The sequence below is a fragment of the Clostridium sardiniense genome (genome assembly GCF_019753795.1).
Taxonomy (GTDB): domain Bacteria; phylum Bacillota; class Clostridia; order Clostridiales; family Clostridiaceae; genus Clostridium; species Clostridium sardiniense.
Genome location: NZ_JAIKTU010000008.1, coordinates 44,764 through 59,080, shown reverse-complemented (window position 1 = coordinate 59,080; position 14,317 = coordinate 44,764). Strand labels below are relative to the sequence as shown.

Below are 14,317 nucleotides of genomic sequence, written 5' to 3'. Positions count from 1 at the left end.
TTTCCTTACATTGACTTATGTTTAATTTGATATTATCATTTCTTTATGCAATAACTTAGGCATTTACATTACTAGTCAATTATCTAATGTAAATGTCTAAGTTCTTGTTTTTTATTATAAAATTGAATACACAGGGAGATTTAAATGAACACAGAAGAAAAAATCAATAATACTCAAAAATTCTTAGGAGATAAAGGTTTTATATTATTTATTGGATTTTTAAGCGCCTTTGTCCCTATGTCTACTGACCTCTATCTACCTGCATTACCTAAAATGGTAGATACTTTTCATACAGATATAAGTACATTAAACTTAACAATAACATTTTTCTTTATTTTCTATGCAATTGGTATGTTATTTTGGGGACCATTAAGTGATAAATACGGAAGACGTAAAATTCTTTTAATAGGAATGACTTGTTATTGTATAGGAAGTTTTTTATGTGCAAATTCAAGTAGCGTTGAAACACTTATAATATCTCGTATAATTCAAGCTATAGGCAGTGGTTCTGCCGTATCAGTTTCTACTGCTATGATGAAAGATGTCTATACTGGCAAAAAATTAGTCGCTATGTTAGCTTTAGTTCAATCAATAGCGATGACTACACCAGTTATTGCTCCTTCAATAGGTGCACTTATATTAAAATATTCTTCATGGCACGGAATATTTTGGACTTTAACAATTGTTAGTGTAATTGGTATAGTTGGTGGGATTTTATTAGAAGAAACTTTAGTAACTTACAGCACTCAAAAAATATCTAAAGTTTTTGGTAATTTAAAAGTTGTTAGTAAAAATCCAGGATTTTCATTACTTATGCTTATATTTTCAATAACATCAATACCACTTATGGCCTATATAACTATGTCATCTTATATCTACATCGATGGCTTTGGTCTAAAAGATGATGTTTATACTTACTTCTATTCTTTCTCTGCTATATTTTTAATAATAGGGCCAATTCTCTATGTTAAATTATCAAAGAAATTTAAAAGTAATACTATTATGACTATAGACTTTATAGTTTTAATCTTAAGTGGAATTTTATTAATTTTAGTAGGAAATAAATCACCATATATTTTCTCTATTTCACTAGTTCCTGCTATGCTTTGTGGTAATATGCTAAGACCACCTAGTACGAACTTAATGTTAGCTCAACAAGATACCAACATAGGCTCAGCCTCTTCTCTTATAAGCTTTGCGAATACAATAATGGGTAGCGTTGGAATGTTCCTTATAACTTTAAATGTAGGTAATAAAATAGTTGCCATTGGAACTATGTATTTAATTGTTGCTATAACTAGTTTAACGTTATGGATTCTATTCCATAAAAAACCTTTCATAAAACAAACATACTAAACTTTAAAATAAAGGCTAGGAGTGAATTCCTAGTCTTTTAATTTATATAAATATTTATTTTTCATTTCTTCTATAAAAATTTCTTAAATAATTATATGTTTAATTTAAAAATGTTAGCCATAGCTAATTCAAATTACTATTTAACTAAAGTACACTAAATATTTTTTAAATATTTCATAACTATTATAACATTCTCAATATTAAATATAGTTAATTAAACTTTTTATAGTATCCATTTTAAAAAGTATATTAAACGTTATAAATAAGCACTTTAGGTATCAATAATTAAAATTTAGAAGGATTTACAAAATAATCTTAAAGTATATCATATGAATTATAGAGTGTCTTGAAAATGTTACTATGTAATATAAAATATGTAAATAAAAAATTTAGGAGGAATGTATTATGTGTACAACTGTTTTAGTAGGAAAAAAAGCTTCAATTGATGGTTCAACAATTATCGGTAGAAATGACGATACTTTTGCACCTTATAATCCACAAAGATTTTATGTTCAAGCATCCAATAAAGAACAAAGTGGTATTTATTCTTCTAATCAAAATGGATTTAAGGCAGAGCTACCTAAAGCCGCTTATAGGTATCAAATTGTTCCAAATGTAGATATAAAAAAAGAAGGATTCTTTGGAGAAAGTGGCTTTAATGAAAAAAATGTAGGAATGAGTGCAACAGAAAGTGTTTATGCAAATGAACATGTACTAGCTTATGACCCCTTATTATCAGATGGATTAGCTGAAGATTCTATGATGCTTATGGTACTCCCTTACATTGATTCAGCAAAACATGGTGTTGAGTATTTAGGTAATTTAATTAAAACACATGGTTCTGCAGAAGGAAATGGTGTTATTTTTAGTGATAAAAATGATGTTTGGTATATGGAAATAGTAACAGGACATCATTGGGTAGCTCAAAGAATACCAGATGATGCATGCTGTGTAATTGCAAACCAAGTATCTATTGAAGAGATAGATTTTAATGATAATGAAAACTTTATGTGGTCAGAAGGAATTCAAGAGTTTGTAGAAAAAAATAATCTAAATCCAAATTTATCTGGATGGAACTTCCGTAAAATTTTTGGTACAAGCACAGAAAAAGATCGTCACTATAATACTCCAAGAGTTTGGTTTGGACAAAGATATTTTAATCCAGATATTAAACAAGAACCTGATTCTAATGATTTACCATTCATTTTCCATGCAAATAGAAAACTTTCTGTGGAAGATGTAGAATATATTTTAAGTTCTCATTATGATGAGACAGTATATGATCCATATGGTAAAGGAACAGAAACTGAAAAACTTTTATTCAGACCAATTTCTTTAAACCGTACTCAAAATTCTCATGTAATGCAAGTTAGAAATAATGTACCAGAAGATTTGTCTACAATAATGTGGATATGTGTAGGTGTTCCTGCTTATACACCTTATGTACCATTTTACGGAAATTCTAACGACTCAGATCCAAGCTATAGTGATACAAAATTAGAATGGAATTTAACTGATGCTTATTGGATGTATCGTACAGTTACCGCTTTAGTAGAAGGCCATTACAGCAAATTAATACAATCTGATTTAGATTATTTAAAAGAGTGTCGTGAATTCTTAATTAGAATTATTAATGAAACAGATGAAGCTGGTAAATACTTAAGGAATGAAGAAGCAACTAAATTCTTAACAAATAAAAATCATGAAATTGTTGCTAAGATGCGTGAAATTACTATGAAATACATTGGAGAACTAGTAGTTAAAAGCATTGAACTTTCAAAATTGACATTTGATATGGATAAAAATTTATAAAGTTCACTTTGACTAAAACATTGAATTAAGAGCTTAGTTACATTAAAAAATAAATTTAGCCTAAATTTTAAAAGTATTTTTTAATGTAACATAATATTTTTATAATTCAAATTGAAATTTATATTAGTCTACTATCAAAAAGAAAAACAAAAAGCCACATAGTTCTATACTATGTGGCTAATATATAAAAATCCTAATAATCATTAAACTCTAATCGTAATAAATAAAAATGATCTCTAAAAACATTCTCTCTAGTGCAATGAAGTTAGTTTTCTTTTATTTCTTTAAATTACTTTTTTTCTTATGATAAAATATACTTCAATAGATATTTCTAACCTATACCCCCATAAACAATACCAAGTACTATTACACATATTGTTGTTATACTAAATACATACTTACCCATAACTATAAATCCATCACCAAGCTTTCTTTTAGCTCCAATATTAACTTCTTCAAGGACATTATCTGCTCCATGCATGAAATAAAAGGTTAAAGCAACTATAAGAGTTGCAATTGGTGATATAACTATTGTTATTAAATTAGTAAAATTATCAAAACCGCTCATGCTCAAATTTAAAGGTATTGATAATATAAATCCTATAAGTGCAACAAGTATTGAGGCTTTTTTTCTTGTAATCTTAGTTTTTTCCATCAAAGCTTCAACTGGCCCTTCAAGCATATTTATTGATGAGCTTATAGCTGCAAAAAGTATACTTAAAAAGAATATAACACTTAATATATGTCCTCCTGGCATTGATTTAAATATTGTTGGCATTGTTATAAAAAGTAATGGTGGCCCAGCTTGTGGGTCTAATCCAAAAGAAAATACTGCTGGCATTATTACAAATGATACTAAAAGTGCTGCTGATGTATCTAATACAGCTGTGCTAAATGCTGATTTTGGAATATCAAAGTCTTTATCAATGTAGCTTCCGTATACAACCATTCCACATCCATTAAGAGAAACTGTAAAAAAAGCTTGACCTAAAGCCATAACCCAAGTTTCTGGCTTTAATAGATATGAAAAGTCTGGTGTTAAAAGATACTTAACTCCCTCCATTGCATTAGGAAGTGTTAAAGATCTAATTGCAAGTAATATAAATATTATAAATAATGCTGGCATTATTATTTTATTTATCTTTTCAATCCCCTTTGTCACTCCAAGGTATACAATTCCAAGAGTTATGGCTATGGCTATAAAATTAAAGAATATAGAACTACTAGTTCCTGCAAAAGAATTAAAATAATTTGGTATATCTACTTTTGATATATTACCTGTTATACTCATACCAAAATATTTTATTATCCATCCAATAACAATGTTATAAAACATGAATACTCCCATGAGTCCAATTGCAGGTATTAAGGAAATAAGCCTATTAAATTTTATTCCTTTATCTTTAAGTATTTTACTAAGTCCAGTTGATGATCCACCCTTAAATCTTCTCCCAAAAGAGAATTCCGTCATAAGCCCTATCGTACCAAGTCCAAAAACAAATATGAAATATGGTATTAAAAATGCCGCACCTCCATATTGACCAAGCCTGTATGGAAACATCCATATGTTCCCAAGCCCTATTGCCGCTCCTATACACGCCAATACAAATCCTACTTTACTACTAAATTTTTCTCTTTTCATTTTTAATGTCCCCCTTCTTATCCTACTATCCTACTAATCAATATACATATTTATTATGTACTTGATGATTAAATTTATATAAAAAGCCACATAGGTGATTTCTCTCCTATGTGGCATATTTTACTGTAAAAATAAAAAGCACCACATAGTATTTCGTCCTATGTGGCTAATAATATATTAAATCCGAACAAGTCATTTAACCTTAACCATCATAGATACAAACTTAGAGTTTCGACTAAAGTTTGTATCTATAATTTCATTTCATAAATACAAACTTTATCTATAATAATTAAAGTAATATGCTATATTAACTTTTTTTATAAAATTGAAGTTAATGCAATTTTTCATGACTGATTCTCCCAACCTACTTTTTAATATAAGTTAATTTTACCATCATTATAAAAAACTTGTCAATATAAATTCTTACTATTGGTATGTTATCTAAGTTATTACTTTTACTAACTTTAGAGCCATTTACCTAATGTTTATTTTGTTATGGTATTTATTTTAATTTATATGTTATAATAGGCAGATAAATATATTTATGAAATGAGGTAGAATAAGATTGATAACTGTATCAAATGTTAGTTTAAGATATGGTGGACGTAAGCTTTTTGAAGATGTTAACTTAAAGTTCACTGCTGGAAACTGTTATGGCGTAATTGGAGCTAATGGTGCTGGTAAGAGTACTTTCTTAAAGATTCTTTCAGGAGAAGTTGAGCCAAACACAGGAGACGTATCAATTGCTCCAAATACAAGAATGTCTGTTTTAAAACAAGATCACTTTGAATATGATGAGTTCGAAGTTTTAGAAACAGTAATTATGGGTAATGAAAGATTATATCAAATCATGAAAGAAAAGGATGCATTATATGCAAAACCTGATTTCACTGATGAAGATGGAATAAAAGCATCAGAACTTGAAGGAGAATTTGCTGATCTTAATGGATGGGAAGCTGAATCAGAAGCTTCATCATTACTTCAAGGACTTGGTATTGGTACTGATACGCACTATAAAAAAGTTTCAGAATTAACTGGTTCAGAAAAGGTTAAAGTTCTTTTAGCTCAAGCCTTATTCGGTAATCCTGGAATCCTTATACTAGATGAGCCTACAAACCATTTAGATATTAAATCAATAAACTGGCTTGAAGAGTTCTTAATAAACTTCCCAGGAACTGTTATAGTTGTATCCCATGATAGACACTTCCTAAATAAAGTTTGTACTAATATAGCCGATGTTGATTTTGGTAAGATTAAAATATTTACTGGTAACTATGATTTCTGGTATGAGTCAAGTCAACTTGCTCTTCAAATGTCTAAGGATCAAAATAAGAAAAAAGAAGAAAAAATTAAAGAACTTCAAGACTTCATTGCTAGATTTAGTGCTAATGCATCAAAATCTAAGCAAGCAACTTCAAGAAAGAAGTTATTAGACAAAATTACTTTAGACGATATTCAACCTTCTACTAGAAGATATCCATTCGTTGGATTTAAGCCTGAAAGAGAAGTTGGTAATGATATATTAGTAGTTGAAGGCTTAAGTAAAACTATCGATGGTGTTAAAGTTCTAGACAATGTAAGCTTTAGAGTAAACAAAGACGATAAAATTGCTTTAGTTGGTGCTAATGAAATAGCTATAACTACATTATTTAAGATATTAAACGGAGAAATGGAAGCAGATAGCGGAGCATTCAAATGGGGTGTTACTATATCAACTTCTTACTTCCCTAAAGATAATTCAGAATTCTTCAATGATTGTAACCTATCACTTGTTGATTGGCTTAGACAATTCTCAGAAGAAAAATCAGAAAGTTACATAAGAGGTTTCCTTGGAAGAATGTTATTCTCAGGCGAAGAAGCATTAAAAGAAGCTTCAGTACTTTCTGGAGGAGAAAAGGTTAGATGTATGTTATCTAGAATGATGCTTTCAAATGCAAATGTATTAATGCTAGATCAACCTACAAACCACTTAGACCTTGAATCAATAACTGCTGTAAATAATGGACTTAAAGACTTTAAGAGCGTACTTTTATTCGCTTCTCATGACCATGAGTTCATTCAAACTATTGCAAATAGAATCTTTGATATTAAAGAAGATGGTAGCTTAGTTGACAGAGTTATGACATATGATGAGTACTTAGAAACAATGAAATAATTAAAAGCCTTAGGAATTTATAACTCCTAAGGCTTTTTTTATTTTCTCTTAAATATATTCTTTATCTTGTCTTCAACTATATGTTTTTTCTCTTTCTTATCTAATTTTCTATACTTATATGTGAACATTATTATTATAGCTATTACTAGTATTAGTATTAATATAAGTGTAGCCATTAAAACCTTTATGTTTCCATCTAAATTATTTATTTTTTCGAATATAGGCTTTTCCTTCGGAGCACTCATAACAAAACTTCTTACATTTCCATACTGATCTATAATCTCTGAATCGCCAGTAAGCTTGAATGCTTTATCTGATGATGATAGGTACTCTGTTGATTCTCTTAATAACTTATCGTTAGGTGATGTAAGCACAAGCATGCCTAATTGATTATTAAATGGTGATTCACTTAATTGATATGTTGTTATTTGAGAACTAAATGGATCTGTTAAATACAACTTCTCATTTGATTCAAATGCACTATATTCTTTATTATATTTAAACCATAAATCTTCATTTACTTCTTTTATAAATGGATTACTATCTGGTGTACCATATATTAAAAGGTTCTTTTCTTTCTTTTCTTTCCCTACTTGTGAACCTTTCTTTACCATTATAGTTCCTATATTATATTTTAAATCCTTACCCCAATATGATGCTATATTTCCTAATGTAGTTAAATCATCTGATTCCATATTATCTGGAGTAACTATTAATATATTATTAAGCACACCATCATTTATAAATGGATTAGGATAATTATCAAAATAATAATTAAGTTGCTTTGAATTTGGTAAGTATAAATAAGAATCTCCAGTAACTAGTGCCCATGGCGTATCTTCACTTCTCTTTTCACACCATACTCCTGGAACCTCTAAATCAAAGGCAACTTGAATATTTAAGTAACTTGTTTTTTTAATATCAGATGGAATATTTAGTTCTACAAAATCTCCATTAGCATTTTCTTTAGTAAGTTTCTTGCTCCCTATTGGAACTCCATTTATATAAACAGTCACTAGTGATCTATCAAAATCTAAATTCTCCGAATATCTCATATTAAGTTTTATTTTTCCACCATCTGCAAGAATCCTATTTTTGGGTATGTAATATGATAAGTTCGCTGTTCTTCTAAATGGTCCCTTTAAAAGAATCTCATTATTACCAAGTTCACTAAAGGTTATCTTATTTGAAGGCTCTGATGCAATATCTAATTCTTTGGTATTATTATCAATTATATATTGATCTTGATTAATTTGAGAAACTAGATTTTCATTCATCATAAACTTAATTGACTTATTTAGCATATCTGTATTATTTGATACTAATAATAGTATCTTTGTATTTTCATTTTTTGTATAAGGTGATTGTGCTTCTTTTATTATTGATCCATTCTTAAAATTCCCTGAATCAACTTTATTAAAATAACCTCTAAGTTCATTCGGTAGACTACTCTCTTCACCTATATAAATTATATTATAATCCTTATAATTTTTTATATCAGAATACTTTATTATCTTCCCGTTATAATCACCATTTTTATATATGCTTCCAAGATATGAATTCATCATTAATGCAGATGCTACATCACTATCTGTGTGATTATCTGGCACTACAATTGCAGTGCCAGGATTTTTATCATCATTAACTTTTAAAAATGGATATGGAAAATTTGAAATATTATTATCTGAAGCTATGTTTTTATAATTTACTGTTACCTTAGAGTTTTTGTATATATCAAGCCAATTTGCTGAATTTACATCATCAACACATGGCAAATCAGTAACTCTTGCATATGCATTTACAGTAAATTTATTACTTCCTTCTTTAAATAGTTTCTTTGGTATTCTTACCTTTAGAGTTTGAGTTTCTTTTTTAGGATTATATGCTATCTTCTCAGATGAAAATGGTATATCATTTACTGAAAGAGTTAAATAACTTTCAACGCCTTTTTGAACAACTTGATTCATACTAAAATCTATTTCTGCCTCAACATAGTCTGTTCCCCACCATTTTTCTAAATCAAAAAACCAACTATGAGAAGAAAATACCCCTTTAAATACTACATCAGAATCTATATAAAAAGTTTTTTTATTTGCTTGGTTTGTAACTTTATTATTTTTAGGTGCTGCATTCGCAATATTATTATTTAAGGTAAATCCTATAATAATGGTAAAGCTGAATATTAGTAATACTTTCAACATCCATTCTGCTTTATTGTGATTTTTCATATTATATCCTCCCTTCTAAAATCTTTCTGTTTTATACCACTTAACCTCTCTTTTGAATAATATATCTTTAATGTAATTATAAAATCCAAGTAGTGCTACAAAAGCCCATAGCTTACAATAGAAAAAATACATTAAGAATATAATAATTATATTTTTAAATGTTAATTCACCTTTTTCTGTAGATATCGCTACCATTATAGATAATATAAACATGACTATTGCAATTAACCAAATTATTGCCCCAAATCCAGTTAAATTTAAATGGATAAATCCTGTCATTCCAAGTATAAATAAGCCATCCGAAATAATACTTGCTGATAAGAATAAGAAATATGTCATAGCATAATAAAGAATATCAAATCTAGTAACACCAGCATTTCTCTTAAATAAATATTTGAAGTTTTTTATTACAACATAGGTATTTCCCTTTGCCCATCTTGTTCTTTGCCTAATCCAAACCTTTAGAGTTTGAGGCTCCTGCTCCCACGTAACTGCAAGGGGCATAAATTTTATTTTGTATCCCATTCTATACATTCTAAAACTTATTTCTGTATCTTCCGTTATTGCTTTTGTGTCCCATCCACCCATTTCTTCTATTATACTTCTTCTTATAACAAAATTCGTTCCTGGAATAGTGCATAAACCCAACAATTGCCATCTACCAGCCTGCGCCATCCATTGAAATGTAAGTGTTTCTATATTTATAAACCTTGTAAGAAGGTTCCTAGATTTATTTCTACATCTAAATTTCCCGATAACAGCTCCAAGTCCATCATCTTTTATAAGTGTCTGTACTAAATATTTAAGTGCTTTTTTCTCTGGAGTATTATCAGCATCATATATTGCAAGAATTTCTCCTCTGCTTTTTTCAAATCCAATATTTAAAGAATTCGATTTTCCCTTACCTCCAACTATATTATCTGTACTTATCACGGTTAAATTTCTATCTGGATTATTATTTTGTATTTCAGTTAATATATCGTGTGAATTATCACTTGAGTTATCATTAATGACTATAATTTCATATCTATCCTTTGGATAATCAAACTCCAAAAGAGATTGAACAGTTTTTCTAATTACCTTTGCTTCATTATGCGCTGGAACCATAACAGAAACAAAAGGATATTCTTTTAATTCTTCATCCATTTTAACTTTTAAAGTTTTAGTATAATAAACATATCCAGCAACCATTAATATGACATTTATAAATATTATTACCCATATAACTGCCAAAGAGTATAAAGCCAAATAATCAAATATATTCATACCAGTCTCCTTATTTGAAGTACTTCCTCTTGTCTTTTTTCCTACTCAAGATAACTATTATTAAGAAAATAATGCTTGAAGATGCCGCTATTATTATAATTATTTTTTTAGGCTTTTCAATGCTTATTAACTTTTTATTTTCCTCTACCTCTAAGCTACTACTTTTCTCTACAGCTTTTGCAAAGTCATCTCGGCTTATAAAATTATTTTGAGTAACTGGACTTCCATCTAAAAAAGTACCACTAATCCCCGACGTTATTGTATTATTATTTATCTTCAATTCTATATTTAAATATCTTGGATCATTAAAATATATCTCTAAATTTCTAAGTTCATCTACAATATTTTTAAACTTATCATAAGGTATACTATTATCCACAGATATAGCAATATCTTTAAAATCTCGATATTTAATATTATTTATCTTTGTATAGTCTACCTTATTTATAACATTATCAAATTTGATATTTTTAAAATATCCAGGACTTTGGGCTCCCATACCTTCATCATCACTTATAAAGATTGTATTTGTCTTTTCAAGAAATTGCTTCATATTATCTCTATATAAAAAGAAATCTGGTATATCAAACCCTAATGGATATATAAGATAGTTTAGATAATTTTGATATCCTATTTCACTTTTATTAATTATATCTTCTGAAGGCGCTGATTTTTCCATAATATATGGGCTATGTAATATTACATATCCTCCCTTACATTGAGCATACCTAAGCACTTCTGCAAATCTCTTCATTGCATTAAAATCTGTATTTTCAAATATAGGTATTGCACTAATAAAAAATTGAATTCCATGACTATTTAAATAATCTATTTTATTTACTAGTTCATTTAAATCTATGAAAGGATTAACATTATCTAATATAAAATATTTCTTCTGAATCCATACTTCTTTTTCATTAAATGCCTTAAAAATCTTTTTTTGAGTAGAACTATTTAATGAATTTAAACCAATATGCGTTATATTAGATTGGCCTTTAAACTCACCATAATTCTTTCCTATCCAGAATATAGTTCCTTTAAAGTTTTTGATTTTGTCCTTCATATCTTTACTTAGACTATTATCATCATTACTTAATATAATTACACTACTGTAATCTCTAAATAACTCATCTTTAAAATCATTAAAATTAACTATATTTACTTTCCCTCCAAATGATAACACCATTTCATTTACATAATCCAGGGTATTCTTATCTTCTCCATACTGAGTATAGCTATCATATAATATGATTATATTATTAAATGTTGAAGCAGAAGCTTTCCTTTGCGGAATCACACCAAATAAAGCAACTATAATAAAAGTATAAAAAATATAATTTCTATATTTTTTATACATCATACTCGACCTCTGCTTCTGCTCTCCTTAAGAAATCAATTGGATCTTTTATATCTTCGCTCCAGGTCTTATATCCAACTTGTATCTCTAGGTTCAATCCTCCAAGCAAACTATCCTCATCTAAAACTATCTTCTTTATCTCTTCCTTAAGCCTTTTCATTACTACCCTTGCACCTTCTTCAGTTGATAATAATATATACGCAAAAGTTGAATCATTGATAATATATTTTCTGTCTTCACCTCTTAATAAAGTACTTATTCTATTTGCGGCAAAAGTTATAACATCCTTGTACTTCTCCTCTCCGAGAAATCCCTTTATCTTATCGCTATATTGTATATTTACAACCATTACAGTTATTGGAATATCTTTTCTTCTTCTTGTCATGCTTATATATATTGGTAGTTCATTCATAAAAGCTCTTGAGTTTCGCATACCTGTTTCGTGATCAATCATTACAAGATTATTATTTCTTTCTCTTAGTTCAGTTATCTCTTTTTGCATCTTAAAAATAAGGCTTGATATATTAGATATTAATATAGCTGAAATAATAATAATAATAGTCCAAAAATATGTACTAATATCAATTCTACTATTTCCACCTAATGCAAAATAAAGTTTTATACTCATATATACAAAGTCTACAACTAAGGATACTATTAGTGACAATGTTATATTTGTATAATAAGATATAATCATAACAATTACTAAAATTAAAAACATAATATAATTTTCAAAGCTTGATTCCAATTTTAATATATTAAATGTAATCCCTATTCCAAAGAAAAATACTATTAGTATAGTTACTGCTAAGTCTATTTTCTTTCTTATATCTAACGAACTCACTCTTTAACCCTCCTTAATGTCCTTTTTCTTTAATAAATTTAATACAAAATATAAAAACATTATGTCCCAAGACATATTGTACATAAATTCATGCTTAGAAAGGTCCGCATCTCCTGCTCCAACTAATGATGTCGCTATTTGGACCAATCCTATTAAGAATATATATACATAAGCCTCTTCTGTTAATCGCCCACTATCATCATCTTTATATCTTGAAAGTTTATATCTCTTTATAGATAAAATGAAAAATAATATTATATAAAGCATAGATGCAATAAATGTTTTAGGTAAATATTCACTCTTAAATGTACTCCATCCACTGAAGAAATAAGATTTAGCACCTGGCTCCATTCCTGCACTTTTTTCATAATTTCCTTGTGTAACGGGCCTTATATAATAAGCATTTCTGAATCCTATATCAATCATCTTAAACATATCCTTCGGATGTGTTGCATAATAAAGAATTATCTTATCTATCGTAAAATTATCATAATATGATTTAATAAGATCTTTATTTTTCAAATCAATTTGAGGGACATCTACAAAATATATTGTATTTTCTAGCAATGAATATTGATCATTTATATTCATATCATCTAATATTTTATCTGCATCTCCTTCATCTAAAAGAATACCTCTATTTAATGCATGATATCTATTTATATAGTCAAAGTCTCCTTCTATTGATTTGTAAAAAAATCCTGCTCCTACAACAAATGCTATTGCCATTATACAAGCTAGTATTTTTACTGATAATTTATTTGTATAATGCAATATTCTCCACATTAAAATTCCAAGTAATACACCAGTAGGTGCTAATTGCTGCTTAGCTCCAAAAAATATAAAAGATGTAATAAAAAAGGTAATTAAGTTATACCAAGTAAATTTATTAAATCTTATCATATAGAGTAATATTCCTATACTCAATAAAAAGAATGGTATATTAACTCCTTCGCCATAGAAAGAATTAAAATATGCTATATAGCCAGTGTCCATAAAAATAAATATGTATAATAAAGTTATTATTAACTTAAATACTGGCCTTCTTAAGTACGATGTAAATACCTTTACTAATATATAAGCAGCTATTGCATGAAATACAAGTAATATAGCTGACAAAAATCGGATATCAAATATTTTATTATTACCCGTAATTAATTTATTTAACATAATTGCTGGTTTTATTAGAATAGATTGAGTTGATATAAGCATTCTTTTGTTATTACTATGATACTGATTAATACCATAGTCTTTTTGAAAGTATTTAAAATGCTCATCTTGTTGATCTTCTGGATTATTGTTTAAATAATGAAGCTCATTTTGACTTATAATTCTAAAAAAGTCACCATTATTAGCCATGCCTATTAAAGGTTTAATAAATAATGTCATTGATCCTATAGCTAAAACTAATATTACAGCTAATATTGGAAAATTCAATCTATTTAGCATAATATCTGCCCTTATCGCACCATTCTTAATACTATTAAATAATTTCATAGTAAAAAGCTCCTTTTCTGTAATGCCTTTATTTAAATCATACTATTTTTAAAAGTATATATAGCAAATAAACATTATATTTTTTATAAACATTTTTATACTTCTTATTTCTTAAATTAGATAGTTTTAAAGGTTAACTTATTTAAATTAGTTAACCTTT

Annotated in this window: 9 protein-coding genes; 3 read left to right on the top strand and 6 right to left on the bottom strand. The window is 27.9% G+C overall.

Annotated elements, in window-relative coordinates:
• Positions 1 to 144 precede the first annotated feature (144 nt).
• Together K5V21_RS10750 and K5V21_RS10745 are read left to right on the top strand one after the other, a co-directional pair.
• Entirely contained in the window at positions 145 to 1,356 is a 1,212-nt protein-coding gene (locus K5V21_RS10750) for a multidrug effflux MFS transporter (RefSeq protein ID WP_221861254.1), read from the top strand.
• Between the two features lie 405 nt (positions 1,357 to 1,761).
• Positions 1,762 to 3,168, top strand: a complete 1,407-nt coding sequence (locus tag K5V21_RS10745; protein ID WP_221861253.1) for a C69 family dipeptidase — start codon at positions 1,762 to 1,764, stop codon at positions 3,166 to 3,168.
• A 331-nt stretch (positions 3,169 to 3,499) separates the two neighbouring features.
• Here K5V21_RS10745 and K5V21_RS10740 read toward each other — a convergent pair whose 3' ends face one another.
• Positions 3,500 to 4,810 (bottom strand): sodium-dependent transporter, encoded by a 1,311-nt coding sequence (locus K5V21_RS10740; RefSeq protein WP_221861252.1) that lies wholly within the window; start codon positions 4,808 to 4,810, stop codon positions 3,500 to 3,502.
• A gap of 565 nt (positions 4,811 to 5,375) precedes the next feature.
• Here K5V21_RS10740 and K5V21_RS10735 point away from each other — a divergent pair.
• A complete protein-coding gene (locus K5V21_RS10735; protein WP_221861251.1) occupies positions 5,376 to 6,965 on the top strand; it encodes an ABC-F family ATP-binding cassette domain-containing protein in 1,590 nt (529 codons plus the stop codon).
• A 38-nt stretch (positions 6,966 to 7,003) separates the two neighbouring features.
• On the opposite strand, the gene K5V21_RS10730 is transcribed toward K5V21_RS10735, so the two are convergent.
• From K5V21_RS10730 to wsfD, 5 genes are read right to left on the bottom strand one after another with little or no spacing between them, the layout of a single operon-like run.
• On the bottom strand, positions 7,004 to 9,193 hold the full coding sequence (locus tag K5V21_RS10730; RefSeq protein ID WP_221861250.1) for a cellulose biosynthesis cyclic di-GMP-binding regulatory protein BcsB: 2,190 nt from the start codon (positions 9,191 to 9,193) through the stop codon (positions 7,004 to 7,006).
• 15 nt (positions 9,194 to 9,208) lie between these two features.
• Entirely contained in the window at positions 9,209 to 10,459 is a 1,251-nt protein-coding gene (locus tag K5V21_RS10725) for a glycosyltransferase (RefSeq protein WP_221861249.1), read from the bottom strand.
• Positions 10,460 to 10,469: 10 nt separating this feature from the next.
• Positions 10,470 to 11,819 (bottom strand): DUF2334 domain-containing protein, encoded by a 1,350-nt coding sequence (locus K5V21_RS10720; protein WP_221861248.1) that lies wholly within the window; start codon positions 11,817 to 11,819, stop codon positions 10,470 to 10,472.
• A complete protein-coding gene (locus tag K5V21_RS19645; protein ID WP_221861247.1) occupies positions 11,809 to 12,660 on the bottom strand; it encodes a GGDEF domain-containing protein in 852 nt (283 codons plus the stop codon). Before K5V21_RS19645 ends, K5V21_RS10720 begins: the two co-directional genes overlap by 11 nt.
• A 3-nt stretch (positions 12,661 to 12,663) precedes the next feature.
• On the bottom strand, positions 12,664 to 14,157 hold the full coding sequence (gene wsfD, locus K5V21_RS10710) for a glycan biosynthesis hexose transferase WsfD (protein WP_245000699.1): 1,494 nt from the start codon (positions 14,155 to 14,157) through the stop codon (positions 12,664 to 12,666).
• Between the last annotated feature and the right edge of the window lie 160 nt (positions 14,158 to 14,317).

Coding starts and splice junctions, on each gene's coding strand:
- K5V21_RS10750 (WP_221861254.1), top strand. CDS start 145: ATGAACACAGAAGAAAAAATCAATAATACTCAAAAATTCTTAGGAGAT.
- K5V21_RS10745 (WP_221861253.1), top strand. CDS start 1,762: ATGTGTACAACTGTTTTAGTAGGAAAAAAAGCTTCAATTGATGGTTCA.
- K5V21_RS10740 (WP_221861252.1), bottom strand. CDS start 4,810: ATGAAAAGAGAAAAATTTAGTAGTAAAGTAGGATTTGTATTGGCGTGT.
- K5V21_RS10730 (WP_221861250.1), bottom strand. CDS start 9,193: ATGAAAAATCACAATAAAGCAGAATGGATGTTGAAAGTATTACTAATA.
- K5V21_RS10725 (WP_221861249.1), bottom strand. CDS start 10,459: ATGAATATATTTGATTATTTGGCTTTATACTCTTTGGCAGTTATATGG.
- K5V21_RS10720 (WP_221861248.1), bottom strand. CDS start 11,819: ATGATGTATAAAAAATATAGAAATTATATTTTTTATACTTTTATTATA.
- wsfD (WP_245000699.1), bottom strand. CDS start 14,157: ATGAAATTATTTAATAGTATTAAGAATGGTGCGATAAGGGCAGATATT.